At 70.1% G+C, this 24,051-nt stretch carries 14 protein-coding genes; 7 read left to right on the top strand and 7 right to left on the bottom strand.

Going from position 1 to position 24,051, the window contains the following annotated elements:
- Positions 1-47: 47 nt before the first annotated feature.
- The 6 genes from GGR04_RS15510 (at position 48) to GGR04_RS15485 (ending at position 6,875) form a co-directional block, all read left to right on the top strand.
- The gene (locus GGR04_RS15510; protein WP_312857468.1) at positions 48-791 is read left to right on the top strand and encodes a FadR/GntR family transcriptional regulator; all 744 of its coding nucleotides are present in this window, start codon (positions 48-50) and stop codon (positions 789-791) included.
- 56 nt (positions 792-847) lie between these two features.
- Positions 848-1,750 (top strand): 5-dehydro-4-deoxyglucarate dehydratase, encoded by a 903-nt coding sequence (gene kdgD / locus GGR04_RS15505; protein WP_183200835.1) that lies wholly within the window; start codon positions 848-850, stop codon positions 1,748-1,750.
- A 79-nt stretch (positions 1,751-1,829) separates the two neighbouring features.
- Positions 1,830-3,335, top strand: coding sequence for an ABC transporter substrate-binding protein (locus tag GGR04_RS15500; protein WP_183200834.1), 1,506 nt, complete (start codon positions 1,830-1,832; stop codon positions 3,333-3,335).
- Between the two features lie 72 nt (positions 3,336-3,407).
- Complete coding sequence (locus tag GGR04_RS15495; protein WP_183200833.1) at positions 3,408-4,322, top strand: ABC transporter permease; 915 nt, start codon at positions 3,408-3,410, stop codon at positions 4,320-4,322.
- A gap of 4 nt (positions 4,323-4,326) precedes the next feature.
- Complete coding sequence (locus GGR04_RS15490) at positions 4,327-5,250, top strand: ABC transporter permease (protein ID WP_183200832.1); 924 nt, start codon at positions 4,327-4,329, stop codon at positions 5,248-5,250.
- Positions 5,247-6,875, top strand: a complete 1,629-nt coding sequence (locus GGR04_RS15485; protein WP_183200831.1) for an ABC transporter ATP-binding protein — start codon at positions 5,247-5,249, stop codon at positions 6,873-6,875. Before GGR04_RS15490 ends, GGR04_RS15485 begins: the two co-directional genes overlap by 4 nt.
- A 132-nt stretch (positions 6,876-7,007) precedes the next feature.
- Here the strand turns inward: GGR04_RS15485 and GGR04_RS15480 are convergent, their stop codons facing one another.
- The 5 genes from GGR04_RS15480 to GGR04_RS24010 all read right to left on the bottom strand — a co-directional run bounded on the left by GGR04_RS15480 (position 7,008) and on the right by GGR04_RS24010 (position 12,537).
- Complete coding sequence (locus tag GGR04_RS15480; RefSeq protein ID WP_210291822.1) at positions 7,008-8,000, bottom strand: aldo/keto reductase; 993 nt, start codon at positions 7,998-8,000, stop codon at positions 7,008-7,010.
- Between the two features lie 376 nt (positions 8,001-8,376).
- On the bottom strand, positions 8,377-10,644 hold the full coding sequence (locus GGR04_RS15475) for a xanthine dehydrogenase family protein molybdopterin-binding subunit (protein WP_183200830.1): 2,268 nt from the start codon (positions 10,642-10,644) through the stop codon (positions 8,377-8,379).
- Positions 10,644-11,138, bottom strand: a complete 495-nt coding sequence (locus GGR04_RS15470) for a (2Fe-2S)-binding protein (protein ID WP_183200829.1) — start codon at positions 11,136-11,138, stop codon at positions 10,644-10,646. Before GGR04_RS15470 ends, GGR04_RS15475 begins: the two co-directional genes overlap by 1 nt.
- Positions 11,132-12,106: a cytochrome c gene (locus GGR04_RS15465; protein WP_246393197.1), complete on the bottom strand. Its 975-nt coding sequence runs from the start codon at positions 12,104-12,106 to the stop codon at positions 11,132-11,134. The genes GGR04_RS15470 and GGR04_RS15465 overlap by 7 nt, the downstream gene beginning before the upstream one ends.
- Positions 12,106-12,537: a hypothetical protein gene (locus GGR04_RS24010; RefSeq protein ID WP_246393195.1), complete on the bottom strand. Its 432-nt coding sequence runs from the start codon at positions 12,535-12,537 to the stop codon at positions 12,106-12,108. Before GGR04_RS24010 ends, GGR04_RS15465 begins: the two co-directional genes overlap by 1 nt.
- Positions 12,538-13,113: 576 nt before the next feature.
- On the opposite strand from GGR04_RS24010, the gene GGR04_RS15460 reads away from it, so the two are divergent.
- Complete coding sequence (locus GGR04_RS15460) at positions 13,114-16,248, top strand: PAS domain S-box protein (RefSeq protein ID WP_183200828.1); 3,135 nt, start codon at positions 13,114-13,116, stop codon at positions 16,246-16,248.
- A gap of 169 nt (positions 16,249-16,417) precedes the next feature.
- Here GGR04_RS15460 and pbpC read toward each other — a convergent pair whose 3' ends face one another.
- Both pbpC and GGR04_RS15450 read right to left on the bottom strand, forming a co-directional pair.
- Positions 16,418-18,415: a penicillin-binding protein 1C gene (gene pbpC / locus GGR04_RS15455; RefSeq protein WP_312857467.1), complete on the bottom strand. Its 1,998-nt coding sequence runs from the start codon at positions 18,413-18,415 to the stop codon at positions 16,418-16,420.
- A gap of 80 nt (positions 18,416-18,495) precedes the next feature.
- Positions 18,496-23,982, bottom strand: coding sequence for an alpha-2-macroglobulin family protein (locus GGR04_RS15450; protein WP_246393193.1), 5,487 nt, complete (start codon positions 23,980-23,982; stop codon positions 18,496-18,498).
- Positions 23,983-24,051: the final 69 nt, after the last annotated feature.

The raw sequence follows: 24,051 nt of genomic DNA, 5'->3' as shown, positions 1-24,051 counted from the left end.
CGCGTCGGCTTAGGTAAGACGCTGCCCTCTCACGCCTGGAGCATCTCGTGGTCCGTATTTCGAAGGCTCCTCACTCGCAACCCCTCCGGGAGGTCGTCGCCGAGGCTCTGCGCCGGCAGATCGAGGAGGGGGACTATGCGCCGGGCGACCAGCTGCCCACCGAACCGGCGCTGGTCGCCCGGTTCGGCTATAGTCGCACCGTGGTCCGCGAAGCGCTTGCAGCGCTGCGGGCGGATGGTCTCGTCGATTCGCGCCACGGCGTCGGCGTCTTCGTGCTCGGACCGAAGCAACCCCCTGCGGGACTGGAGCTCTTTCGCCAGGCGACCGACAAGATCTCCGACATCATCGAGGAGCTCGAGCTTCGGGTCGGCGTCGAGGTCGAGGCGGCGGGGCTGGCCGCCTTGCGTAGTTCGCCGGCGCAGGAGGCCGAGATCCTATCGCTGGTCGATCAGTTCCGCGACCTCGTGGCGCGCGGGCAATCGACCGACGAGGCCGACTTCGCCTTCCACCTCGCCGTCGCCACCGCCACGAACAACACGCGCTTTCGCGGGTTCCTCGAGCATGTGGGGCGACGGATCATTCCGCGTGTGAAGTTCCGCTCGGCGATGGGCGGCGTCGATCCGCTTCCCAATCGCGACGCCATTCTCCTGCGCGAGCACGAGGAGGTCGCTGACGCCATCTCGGCCCGCGATCCCGATCTCGCCCGCGATGCCATGCGCCGCCACCTGCAGGGCGGCATCAAACGCTACCGGGCGTTGATGCGCACGCGGCCGAGCGAGGGGACGGGTTGACGCGCTCTGCGTAGTCATATTATGTCATGCCATACAAATCATCATATGTGTGTGGCATGACCCCTGACCAAGTGAAGCACGCGTTGTCCGCTGGGCTCCTGTCCTTTCCCGTCACGCATTTCGGCGACGATGGACGGTTGAACCTCGAAAGCTACCGCAGGCATGTCGGATGGCTGGCGAATTACGACGCGACCGTGCTCTTCGCGGCCGGCGGCACCGGCGAGTTCTTCTCGCTGACGCCGGAGGAGATTGGTGACGTCACGCGCGCGGCGAAGGAGGCGGCCGGCAGCGTTCCCATCGTCACCGGCTGCGGCCTCGGCACCGAACTCGCCAAGGACATCGCGCGCCGCGCCGAAGCGGCAGGCGCCGACGGCCTTCTGCTTCTGCCGCATTATCTGATGGGCGCCTCGCAGGAGGGGCTCTTCCGCCACATCAAGGCGGTCTGCGATGCCACGGGCCTCGGCGTCGTCGTCTACAACCGCGCCAATTCGGTCGTCACCGCCGATACGCTGGCGCGCCTCGCGGAGGCCTGCCCCAACCTCATCGGCTTCAAGGACGGCACCGGGCAGATCGCGCTCGTGCGCGAGGTCTCGGTGAAGCTCGGCGACCGGCTCTGCTACATCGGCGGCATGCCGACGCACGAACTCTACGCCGAGGCCTTCAACGCCGCGAAGGTCACGACCTATTCCTCGGCCGTCTTCAACTTCGTGCCGGACCTCGCGCTGCGCTTCTACAAGGCGCTGCGGGCAGGGGAGACGAGCGTGATGGAGGGGATCCTCCGGGACTTCTTCTACCCGTTCGCCGCGATCCGCGACCGCCAGCCGGGCTACGCCGTGTCGATCATCAAGGCCGGCGTCGAGATCGTCGGCCAGACGCCGGGCCCCGTGCGCCCGCCGCTGACCGACCTCACCTCCGAGGAGCGCGGCATGCTGGCGGCCCTCATCGAACGCAACGCCTGATCCGACGTGGCTTCCGGCCGGGCGTGGAGGCGTCCGCCCGCTGGCTCTGCCGAGACTTCAATCATTTGGGAGGATGATCATGACCCGACAACGCCTGCGATCCCTCACGATCGCCCTTCTCAGCGGCGCGCTCGCCGGACCCGCCCTCGCGCAGGCGAGGGGCGAGATCACGATCGTCCTGCCGGAGCAGCCGAGCAATCTCGAGCCCTGCGGCTCCATCCTCACCGATGTCGGGCAGGTGCTGAGCCAGAACATCACGGAGACGCTGACCGTGGTCGATCCCGCCGACGGCTCGGTCGATCCCAAGCTCGCGACGGAGTGGGAGCAGACGGACCCGCTGACCTGGCGCTTCAAGCTGCGCGAGGGCGTGACCTTCCAGGACGGCAAGCCCTTCGACGCCGAGGCCGTGCGCTTCTCCGTCGATCGGCTGACGAGCAAGGCCTTCACCTGCAACAACCTCGCCAAGTTCGGCTCGGACACGATCACCGTGACGCCGGTGGACGCCACGACGGTCGACATCAAGTCCACGCAGCCGCAGCCGATCCTGCCGACGCTGATCAGCGTCGCGATGATTGTCTCGCCCGCGACGCCTGCCGACAAGGCAACCAACCAGCCGGTGGGCACCGGCCCGTTCGCGCTGGCGGAATCGACGCCCGAGCGCATCGTCCTCACGCGTCGCGACGGCTACTGGGGCGAGGCGCCGCAAGTGGCGAAGGCGACCTATGTCTGGCGCGGCGAATCCTCGCTGCGCGTCGCGATGATCCAGACCGGCGAGGCCGACCTGACGCCGACCATCGCGCTGCAGGACGCGACCGATCCGGCACGCGACTTCTCCTATCTCAACTCCGAGACGACCGCGGTCCGCATCGACATGGACTACGCCCCGCTCGATGACGTTCGGGTGCGCAAGGCGCTGAACATGGCGATCGACTGGGAGGGCATGGCCGGGCTGTTCGGCGACGACGCGCTGCGCGCCTCGCAGATGGTCGTGCCCGGCATCAACGGTCACGACAAGGACCTCAAACCCTGGGCCTTCGATCCCGAGGGCGCCCGCTCGCTGCTGGCAGAGGCCAAGGCCTCCGGCGTGCCGGTGGAGACCGAGATCAACCTCGTCGGGCGCAACGGCATCTATCCGAACGGCACCGAGGCGATGGAAGCCATGATGGCCATGTGGGCTGATGCCGGCTTCAACATGAAGCTCACGATGCTCGATGTCGCGGACTGGACGCGCTACCTCCAGAAGCCGTTCCCCGCCGATCGCGGCCCGACGCTTCTCCAGGTGCAGCACGACAACAACAAGGGCGACGCGGCCTTCACCGTGCCGCTGCTCTACCGCTCCTCCGGCAGCTACGCGACGCTGGGCGATCCCGCGCTCGACGGCGAGATCGACGCCATCCTCGCTGCCACGGGGGAGGAGCGCACGAAGGGCTTCCAGACCCTGTTCGGCAAGGTCCATGACGGGCTCGCGGCCGACGTGCCGATGTTCCACATGGTGGGCTACACGGCGGTCGGTCCGCGCATCGACTGGCGCCCGAGCCTGGCCACCAACAGCGAGATCCCGCTGTCGCAGATCCGCTTCAAGTAGCGACGCCGACGGACGGGCCGCGGGCACGACGCCTGCGGCCCGTCCGTCGCGTCGCCAGACGATGGCTCATCCATGTTCGGCTTCATCGGCAAGCGCGCCCTCAACAGCGCGATCTCGATCTTCTGCCTTCTCGTTCTCGTCTTCGCGCTGACGCGCCTGACCGGCGATCCCGCGGCCCTCTTCCTGCCACTGGATTCCAGCCTGGAGGCCCGGCAGGAGTTCAACCGGCTCAACGGGTTCGACCAGCCGGTCGTCGTGCAGTTCGCCACCTACGTCGCCGATCTCGCGCGGCTCGATTTCGGCATGTCGCTCCGCCAGAACCGGCCGGCGATGGAGGTGGCGCTCGAGGCGTTCCCGCGCACGCTCCAGTTGGCGGCGATCGCGATGGGCATCGCGCTCTTCGCCGCGCTTCTCGTCGGTGCGCTGGCGGCCGCCAAGCCCGGCGGCTGGTTCGACCGCGCCTCCGCGTTCCTGTCACTCGCCGGCGCGAGCGCCCCGGATTTCTGGGTGGCGATCGTCGGCGTCCTCGTCTTCTCCGTCGGCCTCGGCTGGCTGCCGACATCGGGCACGGGCGGGCCGATCTACTGGATCATGCCGATCGCGGTCCTCTGCCTCCGCCCCTTCGGTCTCCTCGTGCAGGTCGTGCGCGGCACGATGATCGGCGTCCTCTCGCAGCCGCACGTGAAGACGGCGAAGGCCAAGGGCGTGCCGCCCCGTTCCATCCTGCTGCGCCACGGCCTTCGCAATTCGATGCTGCCCGTCGTCACCGTGGCGGGCGATCTCGCGGCCAGCCTCGTCAACGGGGCCGTCGTGGTCGAGACCATCTTCGGCTGGCCGGGCATCGGCAAGCTGATGATCGATTCCATCGTCCAGCGCGACTTCGCCGTGGTGCAGAGCACGATCCTCGTGACGGCCTGCGCGATCTTCCTCCTGAACATCATGATCGACCTCATCTATGCCGCACTCGATCCCCGCATCCGGTCCTGAGACGATGAGCGACGTCGCCGCGCCCGAGCCAAAGGCCGTCCGCACCGCCGGCTGGAGGGTCGCGGCGGGTTGGCTGTGGCGCGACAAGCTCGCCTTCGCCTCCGTCGTCTTCCTCGTCGTCCTGGCGCTGACGGCGATCCTCGCGCCGGTGCTGATGGGCGATGCCGCGACGAAGCTCGGCCTGCGCCAGCGCAACCTGCCGCCCTTCACGCTCGAAGCCGGCTGGCTCTACGTGCTCGGCGCCGACACCCTCGGCCGCTCGCTGCTCGCCCGCCTTCTCGTCGGGGCGCGCAACACGCTCGGCATCGCGGCGGCGGCCGTCGTCGTCTCCATGCTCGTCGGCGGCCTGCTCGGGCTGATCGCCGGCTATTCGCGCCGCTGGACCTCGCAGGTGATCCTGCGCGTCGCCGACGTCATCATGAGCTTCCCCTCGCTGCTTCTGGCGCTCATCGTCCTCTATTTGCTGGGGCCCAGCGTCACCAACCTCATCATCGTCCTCGCGGTCACGCGCATCCCGATCTACCTGCGGACGACGCGCGCCGAGGTGCTGGAGCTGCGCGAGCGCATGTTCGTCCAAGCCGCGCGGTCGATGGGTGCGAGCCACACGCGCATCCTGCTGCGCCACATCGCGCCGCTGACCATCCCGACCCTCGTCACGATCGCGGCCATCGACTTCGCCTCGGTGATCCTCGCCGAATCCGCGCTGAGCTTCCTCGGCCTCGGCATCCAGCCGCCCGACTTCACCTGGGGCGCCATGGTCGCAACGGGCCGCGGCTATCTGCAGACGGCCTGGTGGGTCGCCTTCTGGCCGGGCCTCTTCATCATGATGACGACGCTCGCGCTCAACATCGTGGCGAGCTTCGCGCGCACCGCCTCCGATCCGCAGCAACGCTGGCGTCTCCAGTCCCTTCGCAAGGCCGCCCGATGAGCCCGATCGAACCGCCCGTGCTCGAGATCCGCGACCTCACCGTCGACTTCCTGTCGGACGGTCAGCCCGTGCGCGCGGTGGATGGGATCGGCTTCCGCGTCCATCGCGGCGAGACGCTCTGCATTCTCGGCGAGAGCGGCTCGGGCAAGAGCGTCAGCGCCTCGACCGTCCTCGACATCCTCGACCGCCCGCCCGCCGACATCGTCTCGGGCACCGTCCTTCTGGGCGGCCGCGATCTCGCGTCCCTGCCCGATGCCGAGCGCCGCGCGCTCAACGGTGCCAGGGTCGCGATGATCTTCCAGGACCCGCTCGTCCACCTCAATCCCGTCTACACGATCGGCTGGCAGATCGCCGAGGTCTTCCGGGCGCACGACATCTGCGGCGACCGGGAGGCGCGGACCCGCACGATCGAGCTCCTGCACCGGGTCGGCATTCCCGAGCCCGAGACCCGCGTCGATCGCTATCCGCACGAGTTTTCCGGCGGCCAGCGCCAGCGCATCATGATCGCCATGGCGATCGCGCTCGAACCCATGCTCCTCATCGCCGACGAGCCGACCACGGCGCTCGACGTCAGCGTTCAGGCGCAGATCCTCGATCTCCTGCGCGATCTCCAGCGCGAGTTCGGCATGGCGCTGGTGCTCATCACGCACGACCTCGAAGTCGCGAGCGCCATGGCGGACCGCGTCATCGTGATGCGGCGCGGCCGGATCGTGGAGGAGGGCGCGGCGCGCGAGGTCTTTACCGACCCGAAGGACGCCTACACGAAGCAGCTGATGAACGCGCTGCCCGCCAGCGGCGCACCGCGGCGCGCCGGCGTCGACGCGGGACGCGAGACGCTGCTCGAGGTCCGCGACCTCACCAAGACCTACCACCTGTCGCGCGGCTTCCTGAAGGCCGCGAGCGCCACGAAGGCCGTGGACGGCGTGTCCTTCACCCTGCGGCGCGGCGAGACGCTCGGCATCGTCGGCGAATCCGGCTCGGGCAAGTCCAGCATCGCGCGCATGCTGCTGCGGTTGAACGAGCCGAGTTCGGGCGAGGCGCTGTTTCGCGGGGAGGACATCTTCGCGATGGACGAGCCCGCCCTCCTGAAGCTGCGCCGCAAGGTGCAGATGGTCTTCCAGGACCCCTACGGCTCGATGAACCCGCGCATGAGCGTCCATGCGATCGTCTCCGAGCCCTGGCGCATCCATCGCGACATCCTGCCGAAGGCCGCGTGGAACGAGCGCGTGCGCGAGCTTCTCGATCTCGTCGGCCTCAAGCCCGAATGGGCGGAGCGCTATCCGCACCAGTTCTCGGGCGGACAGCGCCAGCGGATCGCCATCGCCCGCGCGCTCGCGAGCGATCCCGAGCTCATCGTCTGCGACGAAGCGGTCTCCGCGTTGGACGTGTCGGTGCAGGCGCAGGTGATCGATCTGCTCGCCGACCTGCGGGACCGGCTCGGCCTCTCCTACGTCTTCATCACTCACGACCTGCCCGTCGTGCGCAACTTCGCCGACCGCATCCTCGTGATGCAGAACGGCAAGGTGGTCGAGGACAACGACACCGCCGAACTTTTCGCCGCCCCGAAGGCCGCCTACACACGAGCCCTGCTCGCCGCGACGCCGCATCCCAAGTGGAGCGTCTAGGATTTCGCGGACGAAGTGTCGTCGCGATCTCACGTTGGGGCGCGCCGGGCCGAACGCTGAAGCCCGGCTCCGCCCGATCTATCCCACCGGGAGACAAAGAGCGGCGAGCAGCCGAGCCGCGTGGTCGGCGCGCTACCAGCGCTGGTGGACGTGCGGGGCGATGCGATCATGGTAGATCGACCGCACGCCGTCCATGACGTCGGCCGGGATCGAGGGCAGGGCGCTCGCCCCGGCGTTGGCGACCGCCTGATCGCGGTTCTTGGCACCGGGGATGACGACCGAGACGGCCTCCTCCATCAGGATCCAGCGCAGTGCGAACTGCGCCATGGAGGCGTCGCCGGGAACCAGCGACCGCAGCGCCTCGACCGCCTCCAGCGCGGCGTCGTAGGGCACGCCGGAGAACGTCTCGCCGACGTCGAAGGCCTCTCCATGCCGATTGAAGTTGCGGTGATCGTCGGCGGCGAAGACCGACCCCCCGTCCATCTTGCCCGTCAGCATGCCGCTGGCCAGAGGCACGCGCACGATCACGCCGACGTCGCGGCGGGCAGCCTCGGGGAAGAACAGTTCGGCGGGACGGTGCCGGAACATGTTGAAGATGATCTGCACGGTGGAGACGTTCGGGAAGGCGATCGCCTTGAGCGCTTCCTCCGCCTTCTCGACGGACACGCCGTAGAACCGGATCTTGCCGGCCGCGACGAGATCGTCCATCGCCCCGAACACCTCCGGCCGGTAGTAGACCTCGGTCGGCGGGCAGTGGAACTGGACGAGGTCGAGAGCATCGACGCCGAGGTTGGAGAGGCTGCGATCGACGAAGGCTTCGAGGTTCGCTCGGGTGTAGCCGTCCGCCACGTGCGGGTTCAGGCGGCGACCGGCCTTCGTCGCCACGATCGGGCGCTCCCCGCCGCGCTCCTTCAGGACGTCGCGAATGATGCGCTCGGAGCGCCCGTCGCCGTAGACGTCGGCGGTGTCGACGAACGTCATGCCGGCGTCGAGGGCGGCATGGACGCTGGCGCGCGCGTCGGCCTCGTCCACGTTGCCCCAGGAGCCGCCGATGGCCCAGGCCCCGAAGCCGACTTCCGAGACGTTCCAGTTGGTGCGGCCGAGGCGCCGTGTGGCGATCGTCATGCGAAGCTCCGTTGATCGAGGGCCGACGAGGTCGGTGGAAGGTTCCGGGTCGATGACGCCGGGTCGAATCTTTCTTGCGCCGCACCGCACCGCCGAACCGATTTGCGTTCGGTCTGGATCGGCATAGCTAGCGCGATGAAGGCCGTGCGCGAGGGCGTACGATCGTTATCTCCGGACCGCCAAGCGTCGGCGCCTGACCATCGCAGTCGTTCGAGTGCTCGCGGTCACATGGGGAAGGCCTGATCGCTCTCCCGACAGCTCTTCATCCGGCCTCGTCGTCCGCGCCCTGTGACCCCACGCAAGAGATCGACGGGTGCCGATCACCTCCACCCGACCACAGGAACGTCCATTTCGATCGCCCCGCACCCATCGCAGGCTAGGCCTCGGCCGCGGCGCGGATTCGTTCGCGGGTGAGGGGAAGGTCGTAGAGGCGGCGGCCGATGGCGTTGGCGATGGCGTTGGCGAGCGCCGCGCCGCCCGGTCCCTGGCTGCACTCGCCGGCGCCGAGGAACGGCAGGCCGGGACGCGGCACGATCTCGACGTCGATGGCCTCGGGCAGCGCGTCGAAGCGCAGGATCGGATAGGTCGACCAGTCCACGGAGGTGACGCGGGTGCGGTCGAAGGTCACCGCCTCGCAGAGCGTCCAGCTGGCCGACTGCAGGATGCCGCCCTGGACCTGGTTGGCGATCCCGTCGGGGTTGACCACCTCTCCGGCATCCACGGACGCGGCGGCCCGACGCATCCGCACGCGCCCCGTGTCGGGCTCGACTGCGACCTCCATCGCCACCGCGCAATAGGCCGCGAGGTTCTTGTATCGGGCGAAGGCGAAGCCGTAGCCGTGGTGCGCGGGCGCCGTCTGGCCGGGCTTCCAGCCGAACATCGCGGCCGCCCGCTCGACCACCGCTCGGGCGCGTTCGTCGCGGAGGTGGCGCAGGCGAAACGCCACCGGGTCCGCGCCGGCGCGGGCCGCCAGCTCGTCCATCGCGTTCTCGATGGAGAAGACGTTCATGTAGGCGCCGAGGCCGCGCAGTGCCGAAACGCGCAACGGCATCTCCTCGACGAAGTGCCAGACGACGTCGCGGTTGGGGAAGGCGTAGAGCGGGTTGGAGTTTCGGTCGCCGTTGCCCTCGGGCGTGATGCGCAGTCGAGGGGCGGCGGGCGCGAAGGGCGGGTCGAGATGCTGCGCGGCGAGGAGGGCGCCCGCGCCGCCGGGCCGCGAGTTGTGCGTGTTGCTCCAGACCTCGTAGCGCCAGTCGACGATCGAGCCGTCGGCGTCGGTGCCGGCGCGTACGCGCGTCACCATGCCCGGCGAGAAGGGCTCGAAGGCGTGCTCCTGCTCGCGCATCCACTGGAGGCGCACGGGACGGCCAGGCAGCGCCTGCGCCAGGAGGGCCGCATCCGCCGCCGCGTCGTCCGCCCCGTTGTGCCCGTAGCAGCCCGACCCTTCGACGTGGATGCAACGCACCGCCGTCGCCTCGACCCTTAGCATCTCGGCGATCGCCTCGCGATCGGGATAGACGCCCTGCGTGTGCGTCCAGACGGTGGTGACGCTCTCGCTCAGAACGGCCACCGCGCAGGAGGGGCCGATCGAGGCATGAAGCTGGTAGGGCCGCGTGAAGGTGACTTCGAAGGGGGTGAGACCGGCGGTGCCGAGTTCTCCGTCCTTCGCGACGACGCCGTCCTGCGCGGGGAAGGCGAGGATCGCCTCGGACAGAGCGGCGGCATCGGGCAGGCTCTCGCGCTCCTCCCAGCGGGCCAGCGACGAAAGGGTCCACAGGGCCTTGATGGCCTGCCACTCCTTTTCGGCGAGGAGGCCGAGGAAGGAACCGTTGCGCACGACGGCGAGCACGCCCGGCATGGCCTCGACCGGCGCGGTGTCGACGGAGACGAGGCGCGCCCGCGGGCTCGGCGGTCGCACCACGCGCCCATGCACCATGCCCTCGGGGCGCATGTCCTGCACATAGGCCGCGCCGCCCGTGACCTTGCCGGGAATGTCGATGCGCGCCCGCGGGCGGCCCATCTCGCGGAAGGCGTCGGCCGGCTTCAGCCGGGCGAACGGCCCGGCGCGTCCCTCGATCCGCTCGCCCGAGACGAGCGCCCCGAAGGGCAGGCTGCGCCCGTCCGGCGCCACCACGGCGGCGTTCTCGGCCCGCACGCCCTCGACGGGCACGCCCCAGCGCCGGGCGCCTTCCGCGATCAGGATGTCGCGGATCTGAGCGGCGACGTGACGGATCGCGGTGCCGCTGTCCTGCACCGAGTGGCTGCCGGCGGTGAAGCCCTCGTCCGGGCTCCGGTCCGTGTCGGGGCCAACCAGCGAAAGGCGCTCGAACGGCATCTCCAGCTCTTCGGCCGCGATCTGCAGCAGCGCGGTCTTGATGCCCTGGCCGAGCTCGGCCTTGCCGGTGAAGACGGTGCCGTGTCCCGCCGCGTCGATACGGATCCAGGATTCGAGATCGGGATTGGTCTTCAAACTGCCGGGAAGCTCGGGAGCGATCTCCTCCACGGCTTGGAAGTTCTGGGCCTCGTTGCCCGGCGAGGTCACGGTTTGGCCGAAGGCGTCGCGAAGCGAGAAGGCCAGCACGAGCGAGCCCGTGCCGAGGAGGACGCTGCGCCGCGAGAGCGAAGGGGTGTGAGAGGGCGACATCAGCCGGCCCTCGTCGCGGCTGCCTGCGCGCCCCTCGTTCGCATCTCGCCCGCCGCCCGCCGGATCGCTGCCACGATGCGCATATGCGTGCCGCGGCGGCAGAGATTGGGCTCCATGTGCGCGCGGATCGCCGCGTCGGAAACGTCGGGGTCGCGCTGCAGGAGGGCCTGCGCGCGCATCATCATGCCGGGAATGCAGTAGCCGCATTGGGCGGCCTGTTCGGCGATGAAGGCGGCCTGCATCGGGCCGGGCGCCTCGATCGTTCCCAGCCCCTCGACGGTGGTGACCCGCTTTCCCGCCAGCGCCACGAGCGGCGTCACGCAGGAGAGCACCGCCTGGTCGCCGACCATCACCGTGCAGGCGCCGCACTGGCCGAGGCCGCAGCCGTATTTGGCACCGTGCAGGCCGAGTTCGTCGCGCAGAACGTAGAGGAGCGGCGTGTCGAGGTCGGCCTCGATCTCGTGCGCGGTGCCGTTGACGACGAGGCTTACCATGAGGTGTCCTGCTTCGAAGGGTTGGCGGGAGCGTCGGAACCGGTGCCGAGCGAGCGCTGGCCCTGCGCGCCGCGGGCGCGCGATGTGGCGATCAGCTCGGCCGGATCGTCCCAGGGCGGCCGGTCGCTGAAGGTGCGGCGCATGTAGGCGAGGAGATCGGCGATCTGTCCGTCGTCGAGCGCGCCGTCATAGCCCGGCATGATCGGCCCCCGCTCGCCTTCGGGCGCGGGAATGCCGTTCAGGATGACGTGGATCGGATTGGCCGGGGTCGGCCCGTTGATCGCCGTCGAATGGTCGAGCCGGAGCCCGCCGTAGGGGAGCGGGCGCCCTGCGTCGTGGCAGCTCGAACAGGCGCCGGCATAGATCGCCGCGCCCCGGTCGCCCGGGTCGGCGGAGACGGGCGCCGTCTGGCTTCCGGCCGAAGCCGGGAGCGCGCCGGGCCGGTGGGCTTCGTCCTCGCGCAGAAGCGCGTCGGCGCGCTCGCGCGTCCGGCTCGACGGCTCGCCCATGAGCGAGACGACATAGGTGGCGATGGCCCGCGAGTCCGCCTCGGGCAGCGTGCCGAGATTGCTGTTCACCGGCGCCATCGGGCCGCGCGCCACGCCGTGCCGCGCCTCCCAGCCCCCGTGCAGGTAGTGCGTCAGGCTGTCGACGTCCCACGGGATCGGGGCCGGCGACGCCTCGTTCAGGGCGTAGGCCGTCCAGCCTTCCGCCTCGCCGCCGGCGAAGTGCGCCTCGCCCTTGCGCTCCGCGCCGAGGAGGTTGCGCGGCGTATGGCAGGCGCCGCAATGCCCGAGCCCTTCCGCCAGATAGGCGCCGCGGTTCCAGACCTCGTCCTTGGTGGGGTCGGGCCGGAAAGTTCCCTCGCGCAGGAACAGCAGCTTCCACCCCGCCAGGATCATCCGCATGTCGAGCGGGAAGGGCAGCTCGTTCTCGGGCGGCTCGGCCGACACCGCCTCGCGCGTCATCAGATAGGCGTAGAGCGCGCGGTTGTCGTCGTCGGAGACGAGCGTGAAATGATCGTAGGGGAATGCCGGATATATAGGTGGCGGCCCGCCCGATCGACGCCCTCGCGCATGGATCGTCCGAAGGCCGCCTCGCTCCAGCGCCCGATGCCGGTCGCCTCGTCGGGCGTGATGTTCGTGGAGTAGAGGGTGCCGAAGGGCGTCGGCAATTCAAGTCCGCCGGCGAAGGGCTTGCCGCCCGGCGCCGTGTGGCAGACGACGCAGTTGCCGACGGCCGCGAGATCGGCCCCCTGCTTCACCAAAGCGGGGTCGAACGCGGCGACCTGGGGGCGGGCGACCGGAGCGATCTCGCTCTCCCAGGCCAACGCCAGGAAACCCGCGCCGGCCGCTGCCGCCAGAGCGAGACCGCCTATCCCGGCATGCCGGAGTTTCATGAGCCGCTCCGACGTTCGCGCATCACAGATTGGACCTGTTCCAGACGAGGTCAGCTAGGGGATGCCGGCTGGGGTCCAACCCGGATGGTAAGGAAGACTTCATAGCCGCCCACTTGTCGGGAAGTCGGCGCGACACCGCAGCACCATTCGCGAAGCCCGTTGCGCGGCCGGCGCCGGCTCGGCTGATGAAGCCTCGACACTTGTCCGAACCCCCGGCGGGCGGCGCCGTTGGCAGAATTCGGCGCGTCGGATCGGCTTTCGAGGACAAGGTTTGCGGTCCCGGGGGAAGGCGACGTCTCGTCCGCCTGTGGACGTCCGATCGGAGTGTCGGGAGAACGGGCGGCGCGTCGGGCGAGCCGCCCGACAAGAATGTGGATCACGAAACCGTGGATGCTGTCCGACAATCAAATGTTAAAGCGACTTGCTTGTACGCGACGTTGTTTGCGGCATTTTCCGGGGAGGATCCTTAACTCACGACCGTCCGATTCACGATCGGGTAAGCATCCTCATGTTCAATAGACTTTGCTTGAGCCGCCTCGCGTTCAGCAACTCATTGCCGCCGCAGAGGATGTTCTCGTGCTCCAGCTGATCACCGACAACCGCGCGACGTCGTCGGACATGGGAGCGCTCGATCGGTTCGTCGCGCGCGTCGCGCTCTCGCCCGACGGCACGATTCTGCGAACCAACGCGCGGTTTCTGGAACTCTTCGACTACAGCGCCTGGGATCTCGCAGGGCGCAGCCGCAGCATCCTTCTGCCTCATGACGGCGAAGAGGACGGTGAGGACGGCGTGCGGCAGGCGTTCACGCAAGGTCTGTCCTACACGGGCGAAGTGCGTCGCTGCAAACGCGACGGAACGCCTTTCTGGGCCGAGGCGACCTATGTGCCGATGCGCGACGAGGCGGGCGAACTGCAGGAGGTCGTCGTCTTCTTGCGCGACATCTCCGATCGCAGGGCGCGCACGGCGGACGAAGGCGGCCAGATCTCCGCCATCAACGTTTCGCAGGCGGTCATCCACTTCACGCTCGACGGCACGATCCTCGATGCCAATCCGCTGTTTCTCGACGCCACGGGATATCGGCTGGACGAGATCGTCGGACGCCATCACCGGATGTTCGTCGAAGAGGGCGAGGCGGCGGGCGCGGACTACGAAGCGTTCTGGACGCGCCTTCGGGCCGGCCATCACGGCGCCGGCGAGTATCGGCGTCTCGGCCGCGACAGGCGTCTCGTCTGGCTCCGGGCCACCTACAACCCGATCCTCGATGTCCGTGGTCGCCCGTTCAAGGTGGTGAAATATGCGACCGACGTGACGACCGAGAAGCTGCGCCAAGCCGATCACGACGGGCAGATCGCCGCCATCCACAAGTCGCAATGCGTCGTCAGCTTCGCCATGGACGGCACGATCACGGACGCCAACGAGAACTTCCTTCGGGCGGTCGGTTATCGGTTCGAGGAGATCGAAGGCCGGCATCACCGCATGTTCGTCGATCCCTCTCATGCCCACTCGCTCGAATACGAGATCTTCTGGAGCGAGCTCTGCGCCGGGCGGCATCAGACCGGAGAGTTCAGGCGGCGTGCGAAGGACGGCTCCGAGCTGTGGCTGCAGGCGACCTACAACCCGGTCTTCGACCTGAACGGCAAGCCCTTCAAGGTGATGAAATACGCGACCTTCATCACGCGCGAGAAGCTCCGGCAGGCCGACCACCAGGGGCAGATCGCCGCCATGCACAAGTCGCAGGCCGTGGTCTCCTTCGCCCTCGACGGCACGATCCTCGACGCCAACGACAATTTCCTTCAGCTCACCGGCTACCCTCTGTCGCAGGTGCGCGGACGCCATCACAGGATGTTCGTGCCCGACGCCGAGCAGGCGGGCGACGACTACCCGTCCTTCTGGCGCAAGCTCGCGGCCGGCGAGCACCAGAGCGGCGAGTTCAAGCGCATCTGCCGCGACGGGCGCGAGGTCTGGATCCAGGCGAGCTACAACCCGATCTTCGACATGAACGGGCGGCCCTTCAAGGTCGTGAAGAACGCCATCGACGTGACGGCCCAGAAGCTGCGCCAGTCCGATCACGAGGGCCAGATCGCCGCGATCCGCAAGTCGCAATGCGTCGTCTCGTTCGACATGGACGGCACGCTGCTCGATGCCAACGCGAACTTCCTCGATGCCATGGGCTACGAGCGCCACGAGATCATCGGGCGCCACCACAGCATGTTCGTCGATCCGAGCTTCGCCGAGAGCGATCAGTACCGCCAGTTCTGGGAGGGGCTTCGCAGCGGCTCGTTCCTGTCCTCCAAGTTCCGTCGCACGGCCAAGGACGGACGCGACGTCTGGATCCAGGCCAGCTACAATCCGATCTTCGATCTGAACGGGCGTCCGTTCAAGGTCGTCAAGATCGCCACCGACATCACCGCCGACGTGGCGCTCGCCGACAACCTGACGAAGGCGAAGCGCGAGGTGCTCCAGGATCGTCTGACGGGGCTGCCCAACCGTCTCGGTCTCTCGCACTTCATGCACGAAGCCTTGCGCGAGCCGGACGGCACGCTCTCCGTCCTCTATCTCGACCTCGACCACTTCAAGCCGATCAACGACACGTTCGGGCACCATGTCGGAGACCACGTGCTGCGCGAGATCGCGGCTCGGCTGCGCCTGACGCTCGCGGCCGACCAGCTCGGGGCGCGCGTCGGCGGCGACGAGTTCGTCGTCGTGGCGCCCAACCTGTCGCGCGAGGCGGCGGGTGCACTTGCCGAGCAGCTGATCGCGGCGGTGCGCGATCCCATCCGTCACGAGAAGACGAGCCTGAGCGTCGGCCTGTCCATCGGCATCGCGCAGGCGCCGGTCGATTCGGTGGACGCGGACGAGCTGCTGCGTCATGCCGACGTCGCGCTCTATCGCTCCAAGGGCGGTCATCGCGGCACGCACACCTTCTTCTCGGACGGGGCGCCCGGCGACGAATCCGAGGCCAACCGCCACCTTGCCGACGAGATGCAGTTCGGCATCAAGGCCGAGCAGTTCGCGCTCTTCTTCCGCCCGCGCTTCACCGCCGAGGATCGGGTTCTGACGGCCGTGGAAGCCCAGGTCGAGTGGAACCATCCCGACCGCGGTCAATTGAGGGCGCCGGCCTTCATGCCGCTGGCCGAAAGCAGCGGTCTCGTCGTGCCGCTGGGAGATTGGATCCTTCGTGCCGCCTGCAGCGCCGCCGCGCAGTGGCCGCTCGTCACCGTCGGCGTTCCCATCTCCTCCGTGCAGCTTTTCAGCAGCGACCTGCCGGGGGCGGTCGCACTGGCGCTGCGCGAGACGGGCCTGCCGCCCGCGCGGCTCGAGCTGCAGATCGCCCGGGGCCTCGGGCGCTTCGACCTCGAGCGCATTCGCGCCGACCTTACCACCTTGCGCAACATGGGCGTGCGGGTGGTCGTGGAAGGCCAAGTGGTCGGCGAGGACCTGACGAGCGGGCGAGAGGGCTGGCCGGTGGATTACGTCGCGATCGACCCCAAGACCCGGAGCGACCTGACGCGCCTCGGCCATGCCAGCGTCGCCGAGATCGTTCGCCTGGAAACGGCGCTTGGCCTCGGGACCGGGACGCCCGACGAAGAGGCGTCGATCCGCGACCTCCTCTCCCTGCGCCTCGATCGCAACGCCAAGCTCGAAGCCTTCCTCAACGCCGAGGCGAGATCGGCCGACGCGATCCGATTGCTGCTGCTGGAGTCGGCGTAGCATCGGCGTCCTCGCTGCCGCCCGGCGGGCTCGGCCTCGCAGGCGGGACGCGGGAACGCCGAGCGTCCGGCGGGCGGTCCGTAACCCCGCCTGGCCGAGCTGCGGGCACTCGGCGCCGGTCGCATCGCTGCCGATGCGGTCCCATGCCGGGAGCTTTCGAAACCGCTTGCTACTCCACGAAGACGCGCGTCGTCGCGGCGCCGCCGGCGGCGTCCACCACGGAAATCTCGACGAAGCCCGGCTCGCTCGGGCGCCAGGCGGCCTGACGGTCGAAGAGCCCGGTGAGGGCGGCATGGCCGTCGACATACCAGGTGAAGGGCGGACGGCCGTTGCGCACCTTGAGGCTGAGCGCGGAAGGGGCGCCGTCCGACAGGCCGAGCTCGATCCGCGTAGCGTCGGGCGGAAACACGATCTCCGGCGCATCGCCGGGTGCTGCCCCGCCCTTCGGCGAGAGGTGGCGCATGGCGGGCGGCAGGCGGGCGGCCGTGGTGAGAATGCCCGGCGGCGGGCCGGGCAGGCGGGTGGGCAGGCCCAGCCGGGCGAAGACGTCGCGCATCACCGGCACCGCCGCATCCTGGCCGACGAGGCCCGGCACCGGCGCGCCATCGGGACGGCCGAGCCAGACGCCGACGACATGGCGCCCATCGAAGGCCAGCGTCCAGGCGTCGCGATAGCCGAAGGAGGTGCCGGTCTTGAAGGCGATCGTGCCGGGCGGGCCCTTGGCGGTGGCGGGCGCGCCGGCGAGGATCGAGGCGAGGTACCACGCCGCCTGCTCGGAGAGGATGCGCTTCGCCGGTTCCGCTGCCAGCGCCGCGTCTGCGTCGATGCGCAGCGGCTTGGCGAGGCCGCCATTGGCGATGCCGGCATAGACGCGCACGAGGTCTTCGAGCGAGATGCCGAGGCCGCCGAGGCCGATGGCCAGGCCCGGCAGCGTGCGGTTGCCGAGCTCCAGGCTCGCGCCCGCGCGGCGGATGCGGCTGACGAGGCGCGAGGGGCCGACCGCGGCGAGCAGCTCGACCGCCGGCAGGTTGCGCGAGAGCTGCAGCGCGCGGCGGGCGGTGAGCGTGCCCTCGAACCTGCCGTCGAAATTGCCGGGCGTGTAGCCCGCGAAGGAGGTCGGCCGGTCGTCCATCAGCGACTCGGGATGCGCGACGCCGCGCTCGAAGGCGAGACCGTAGATCAGCGGCTTCAAGGTCGATCCCGGCGAGCGCTGCGCCTTGGTGAGGTCGACATAGCCCTGGCGGCCGGCGTCGAAGACGTCGGGTGAGCCGACGGAGGCGAGGATCTCGCCCGTCGTGTGGTCGGCGACGACGATGGCGAGGCTCTGCGGGCGGGGCAGGGCGGCGGCCTTCTCGCGCGCATAGGCTTCGAGTCGCCCCTGCAGCGCGGCGTCGATCGTCAGCCGGGCGGCGCGGCGGCCGCTGCGCTCGCTCAGCGCCCGCACGCGCGCCTCGCTCGCAGCGTGCGGCGCCAGCATCGGCATGGCGCGACGGCGCGTGGGGATCGGTTCGCGCTTGGCCTGATCGACCTCGGCCGCCGGCAGGAGGCCGATCGCGGCCATCCGGTCGAGCACGCGGTCGCGCGCGGCCCGGGCGCGCTCGGGTGCGAGGTCCGGGCGTAGGCGCTCGGGCGACTGGGGCAGGGCGACGAGCAGCGCCGCCTCGCCGGCCGTCAGGCGCTTCGGCTCATGGCCGAACCAGACGAGGCTCGCGGCTCGGATGCCCTCGACGTTTCCGCCATAGGGCGCGAGCTGGAGATAAAGCGAGAGGATCTCGTCCTTGCCGAGCGCGCGCTCCAGCGCTAGGGCGCCGAGGAACTGCCGGCCCTTGGCCCGGAGACTTCCCGTCGGCAGGCGCTCGGTGAGGCGCGCCACCTGCATGGTCAGCGTCGAGCCGCCGCCGACGATGCGGGCGTGGCGCAGCGAATCGACGGCGGAGCGCGCCAGCGCCACGGCGTCGATGCCCTCGTGCGTGCGGAACCGCTTGTCCTCCCACCCCTCCAGCATGGCGAGGAAGCGGGGATCGACGTCGCCGACGGCGGCGGCCATGCGCCAGCGCCCGTCCGAGGCTGCGAAGGCGCGCAGGAGCGCCCCGTCGCGCGCCTCCACCACGAAGCCGGTCTCGGGCTCGCCGATGGCCGCCGCACGCGTCGCGACCGCGCGTTCCACCTGCCACCATCCAATGAGCACGCCCGCCAGCGCGAGGCCGCTTGCGAGCGCCGCACCGAGGAGCCGCCGCCGCCGCACGCTCAGCGCAACGGGCCGACGACGGACACGTGTCCCTCGTCCGTACGCCCGCGCCGCTCAGGCCGGTACATATCCTCGACGATCGCGGCCGGGTGCACGAACTCGCCCGGCGACAGCGCCCGCACGATGTAGGCGAAGCGCAGGGCGGCGGTGGAGCCCTCCGGCTTGTCCACGGCGACCAGGAACCGGTCGGCGCGGAACTCGGTATGCGCGGCCTCGCCGGTGAGCTCGAGGAAGTCGAGCGCCGCGACGTCGCCGCCCTTGAGGATCGACGGATTGTCGATCGCGAGGCCCGCCGGCAGCGGGTCGTCGATCATCAGCCGCGCCGCCGCCTTGTCCACCGGCAGCACGTCGATCACCGCCACCAGCCGGTCGCCTTGCGCGATCGCCGCCGGGTCGGCTTCCTCGCCCTCCAGCGTGTAGTAGGTGCGTGTGATCTCGTAGCCGGAGGCCTCCGCCGGCGGCGCCACGAGCGGCACGCCCGCGACCGTGACGGCGGCCGACACCGGCGCGTCGCCCCGGTTGCCGATCCGTACGGGCGTGGCGAGGCGCGTGGCATCGAGCGCCTGCGAATAGCCGCCTTCATGGGGCGTGCCGTCCACGTCGAGCTGCGGGGGCTGGCTGGCGATCGCGGCATGGGCGGCGAGCAGCGACCAGACGTCCTCCTGCGTCGAGGTGTATCGCTTGGCCGCGCGCTCCGCGGCGACTCGGGCAAGAAGCGGCTGGAGATCGACGCCACCGACGCCGGTTTCGAGCGCCAGCGTCGCAACGGCCGCGCCGTCGCGCAGGGGGGTGCCGTAGTCGCTCCGCGCGGTCATGTCCGCTCCGCTGGCGGCATGGGTTGCCGCGAGGTGCATCAGCGTCTCGGCCCGCGCCGCGTCGCCGTAGAAGGAGAGGGCGGAGGCGAGCTGGGCCTGCGCGAGCGGCGTCTGGAAGCCGGCGGCCTCGTTGTCGGCGGTGTAGCGCAGATCGCCGATCGCCGCCCGGCCGTTGCGCGCCAGCACGTAGTAGGCGTAGGCCGCCTTCGACCAGTCGGGCTGGTCGGGCAGGTAGGCGATCCCGTTGGCGAGATTGTCGAGCGCGAGCGTGAAGCCCTCCCCCGGCACGTCGTAGCCCGTTTCCCGCGCCCGCGTCAGGAAGTCGGTGACGTAGGCATCGAGCCAGAGGTCGCCGCTGCCGGGCGACCAGAGGCCGAAGCTGCCGCTCGAATCCTGGTTGGCGAGAACGCCGCGGATCGCGGTCTTCACCCGCTCGGCCACGTCCTGCGTGCCCGGCAGGCCCGCGGCCAGCACGGTCTGGTCGAGATAGAGAAGCGGCAGCGCGCGGCTCGTCAGCTGCTCGGTGCAGCCGTAGGGGTAGAGGTCGAGCGCCGCGACGACGCCCGCCACGTCGAAGCCGCCGAAACGGGTAACCGAGAGCGTGGCGCGGCCGGTGTCCTTCTGGAAATCGGCGAGGACGTCGGGGCCGAGCTCCAGCGTGCCGCCGGCGGCGATCTCGAACCGGCTCTTCTTCACCTCATGCGGCTGGATGGAGCGCACGGGGAGGGAGAAGCTCTTGGTCAGCCGCTCGCCGCCGGGCGTGACGAGCGCGAGTTCCATCGCGCCCTCGCCGGGCGCCAGCGCCTCCACCGGCACGAGAAGCCGCGCGCGGCCGCCCTCCGCCAGTTCGAGATCGGCCTCGGCGTTCGCCTCGATGCGCAGCGCCTCGCCGCCGCCCGACAAGGACAGCCGGACGCGGCCCGCGGGGCCTTCCACATGGTTGAGGTCCACTTGGATGCGCGAGCGGTCGCCGGGGCTGAGGAAGGCGGGGCGGCTGACCTGCGCCACCACGGGATCGCGCACCACGACCTCCGCATTCGCCTCGCCGACGCCCGATTTCGACCAGGCGACCGCCATGAGCTTCAAGGTGCCGTTGAAGTCGGGCACGTCGAGCGGGACGGTGGCCTGCCCGTTCGCGTCCACCGTGACGACGCCGGAGAAGAGCGCGACGAGATCGTCCATCGGCGGCGGGCGCGAGCCGTCGGCCCCGGCGTCGCCGCCCGAGCGCACCGAGCCCGGCGCGCCCTGCATCCGGTCGATCAGGCGCGAGTAGAGGTCGCGGATCTCGACGCCGAGTCGCCGCTGCCCGAAATAATGGTCCTGCGGCGAGGGCGACGCGAACTGCGTGATGTTGAGGATGCCGACATCGACGGCGGCGAGCGTCAGGTAGGCGGTCTCGTCCGGCTGGACGTTGGCTATCTGCACCCCGACGTCGAGCGTCGAGCGCGGCGCGATGCGCTCGGGCGCCGCGATGGAGACGGCCAGCGCCCGCTCGCCCGGCTCGACGCCGGCATGGGCGAGGCCGAGCGCGCGGCCGGGCATGCGCTTCTGCGCGAGGTCCATCGGCCGATAGAGCACGGCCGCGACATAGGCGCTCGGCCCCCAGTCGCGCGTCACCTCCAGACGGACGTCGCCGCCCTCGGCCGGAATGTCGGCGGCGACGGTGGCCACCACGCGCTCGTCCATCACCAGCACCTCGGCCTTGCCGGCGAAGCGCGGCTCGATGTGCACGATCGCCGTGTCGCCGACGCGGTAGCGCGGCTTGTCGAGCGAGAGCTTGAGGATGTCGGGCGTTTCCATCGATTTCGGCGCGGCATACCAGCCGGCCTCGAAGGCGATGCTGGTGGGCAGGGCGTCCGCGGCGGGGTTGGTGAGAACGAGTTCGTAGCTGCCCCAGGCGACCGGGACGGAGAGCTTGGCCGGCTCGCCGGCGGAAACGGCGAGCGTGCCGCTCCCGACGCGCTCCTTGCGCTGCGTGGTCTCGTAGTTCCAGCGCCCGCTGACGGAATACCACTGGAAGTCCGTCGTCACCTTGTTCAGCACCCAGCCGACGTCGCCACGCGCCGTGCGCGCGCCGTCCACGCCGAGGGCGATGATCTCGAAGCTACCTTCCGAGTTCTCTCCGAGCGCCCCGTCGAAGAGCGGGCGCACGCCGAGGCGCGTCTTCGTTCCGAGGAGGGGGCGCGTCTCGCTCCGCTCCACCGGCCGGCCGCCTGCGTCGGTGACGCGAAGCTGGACGGTGGCCTGCAGCGGCCTGGTCGTCACCGGCGGATCGAAGGGCGCAAGGGCGAGGGCGGCCGTGCCGTCCTCCGCCGTCGGATCGGCCTCGAAGGGCAGGCGTGTTGGCGTCGGCGCGTCGTTTTGGAGGCCGAAGCGGAAGCCAGGATAGGCGGCGAGCCCGTCCGCTGCGCTCAGTACCGTCTCGCCCGCCATTTCGAGCCCCGCCGCCGGCGCGCCGAAGAGGTAGCGCACGGCGACGTCGAGGCTCGGCGGCGCCGCCGGGTCGATCGGCTGATCGGGCAGGGCGAGGTCGAAGTCGATCTTTTCGGGCTCGAAATCCTCGACGCGCAGCGACGTGGAGGCGAGCGCGGGCTGCTTCGGGTCGGTGTGGAGGGCGAGGGTCCAGAGCCCGCGCATCGCATTGCCCTGAAGCGGCAGGTCGAAGGCGAGCCCCCCGGCGTCCGATGCCTGCAGCACGAGGCGGCGATCCTCCACGCCGTCGGGTCGCTTGAGGATGGCGGTCGCCGACAGTCCCTCCACCGCCGCGCCGCGCCCGTCGCGCATCAGCGCGGTGACATGCGCCGTGTCGCCGGCCCGGTAGATGCCGCGTTCGGTGGTCACGAACACGTCGAGCGCCCCGGCGGGTTCGCGGCCCTCGACGCCCCGGTCGGCGAGGTCGAAGGGCGAGGCGGTCATGTCGAGGAAGGAGAAGTCGCCATCCGTGCGGCTCGCGGTGAGAAGCGCCGGGCGATCGCCCCCGGTGCCCTTGAGGAGGCCGGGCGCGAGGCGCGCATGGCCGGCCGCATCGGTCAGGGTGCTGCCGAGGATCTCGTTGTTGACGGCGACGAGGTCGAGTTTCACACCGGCCATCGGCTCGGCGGTGCCGAGCGATCGGGCGAAGACGTGAAAGCCGTCTTCACCGGCAAAGCTCGTAAGGCCGATATCGGTCATGACGAACCATTGCGTCGCTGGCGCCTCGTCCTCGGCGCGGGCGTTCTTCGCCTTGGACGAGAGAATGTAGACGCCGGGCTTGCGCTCGGTGAGGATCGCGGCCACCGGAATGGCGGTCGTCACCTCCTCGTTGGCGGTGCGCTTGACGTCCACCTCGCCCGACCAGACCGTCTCGCCGTCGGTCTCCTTCACCTCGCCCAGCGTATAGCCGTCGAGCTGAGTCAGGAAGCGGCCGGCGCCGATCGTGCGGGCGAGCGCCCGGTCGCCGACGCGCAGCAGTCGCGCCTCGATCACGTCGGTGTTGATGCTGGTGACGGGGATCGACGCCTCGCCGCCCGCCGGCAGCACGTAGGCGTTGTCCGACAGGCGCACCGAGGGGTCGCGGTCCCGGACGTAGATGGAGGTCTCGACGTTCTTGGCGAGCGTCTCGCCGCCCGCCGAGGCGATGCCCTTGCGCGCCACGAGCCGATAGCGCGAGCCGTGCGTGACGCCCTCGACGCAGATCTGCGATCCGCTCGCCGAGACGGGCAGCGTGCCGCCGCCCTCCACCTGCAGATAGTCGCCGGCGGTCTCGCCCGTGGTGATCGACGGGCTGAGGGCCTCGGAGAAATTCAGGCAGATGCGCGGCGCGGCGGCGTTGTTGTCGACGGAGTTGCCGACGATGCGGAACCCGTGCTCGGCGACGGCCGCTTCCAGCCGGGTGCGCGCCTCCGGCCGCTCCGCGATCGCCAGCGCCGCGCGCCAGGTGCCGATCGCGTTCTTCCAGTCCTCGTCGGTCGCAAATCCTTGCGCGAGGAAATCGAGCGCCGCGGCCTTCTCGCGATCGTCGCCGGCCGCCTGGTAGGCGTTGACGGCGGCGGGCTGGCGCAGGGACCGGGCGTCCTGCACGGCCTGATCGTCGTCGGAGGTGAAGGACAGGCTGGCGAGCGCGAGGCCGAGCCAGGCGCGGGCGGACGCGGGATCGCGCCGCAGCGCCTCGCGATAGGCGGCCATGGCCCGGGCGAAATCCTTCGCCGTCAGCGCGGCATCGGCCTGGCTCCACAAGGCCTCGCCCGCCGGGACGCTCGCGTCCGGCGCCTCGTCGGCGAGCGCGAGGCGAAAGCTGCGGGCGGCATCGAGGTCGAGGCCGGGAAGCTTCGCGAGCTCGGTGTTGCGTTGACGTTCGAGCGTTTCGGTTTCGGCCGGTGTGGCGGCCACCGCGATGCGGCCGGACACGACGCCGCGCGCCGCGCGCAGCTCTCCCGCCTCGCTCTTCAGGAAGCACCAGCCCTTGGCGGTGTTGAAGGTGAAGGCCCGGCACTGGTTGTCGGCGAGGCACGCCGTCTCGCAGAGGTTCTGGTCGGCATCCTTGAGGATGTCGTAGTCGTGCCCGTAGAAGTCGGCGTCGGGGGCCGCGACGATCGTGCGCTCGGGGACCTGCGCCAGAAGCGGGTCGGGGCAGGCGCCGACCAGGACGAGCCCCAGAACCATGCCCGTCAGCCGCCGTGCGATGCGCATCATGATCGCTTCCCCCCAAGTCCCCGTGGCAAGACTAGAGGTTGTCGGAGCCTTTGGACAGATGGGCTCGTC

Source organism: Aureimonas pseudogalii, from assembly GCF_014196835.1.
In the GTDB taxonomy this organism is placed as follows: domain Bacteria; phylum Pseudomonadota; class Alphaproteobacteria; order Rhizobiales; family Rhizobiaceae; genus Aureimonas; species Aureimonas pseudogalii.
Note: the sequence above shows the minus strand (reverse complement) of the source record. Positions and strands in the feature narration are given on the sequence as shown.

Bases quoted from the DNA above. Each gene is read 5' to 3' on its own strand.
- GGR04_RS15500 (WP_183200834.1), top strand. From the start codon at position 1,830: ATGACCCGACAACGCCTGCGATCCCTCACGATCGCCCTTCTCAGCGGC.
- GGR04_RS15490 (WP_183200832.1), top strand. From the start codon at position 4,327: ATGAGCGACGTCGCCGCGCCCGAGCCAAAGGCCGTCCGCACCGCCGGC.
- GGR04_RS15450 (WP_246393193.1), bottom strand. From the start codon at position 23,982: ATGATGCGCATCGCACGGCGGCTGACGGGCATGGTTCTGGGGCTCGTC.
- GGR04_RS15485 (WP_183200831.1), top strand. From the start codon at position 5,247: ATGAGCCCGATCGAACCGCCCGTGCTCGAGATCCGCGACCTCACCGTC.
- GGR04_RS24010 (WP_246393195.1), bottom strand. From the start codon at position 12,537: ATGAAACTCCGGCATGCCGGGATAGGCGGTCTCGCTCTGGCGGCAGCG.
- GGR04_RS15475 (WP_183200830.1), bottom strand. From the start codon at position 10,644: ATGTCGCCCTCTCACACCCCTTCGCTCTCGCGGCGCAGCGTCCTCCTC.
- kdgD (WP_183200835.1), top strand. From the start codon at position 848: ATGACCCCTGACCAAGTGAAGCACGCGTTGTCCGCTGGGCTCCTGTCC.
- GGR04_RS15465 (WP_246393197.1), bottom strand. From the start codon at position 12,106: ATGACGCGCGAGGCGGTGTCGGCCGAGCCGCCCGAGAACGAGCTGCCC.
- GGR04_RS15495 (WP_183200833.1), top strand. From the start codon at position 3,408: ATGTTCGGCTTCATCGGCAAGCGCGCCCTCAACAGCGCGATCTCGATC.
- GGR04_RS15470 (WP_183200829.1), bottom strand. From the start codon at position 11,138: ATGGTAAGCCTCGTCGTCAACGGCACCGCGCACGAGATCGAGGCCGAC.
- GGR04_RS15480 (WP_210291822.1), bottom strand. From the start codon at position 8,000: ATGACGATCGCCACACGGCGCCTCGGCCGCACCAACTGGAACGTCTCG.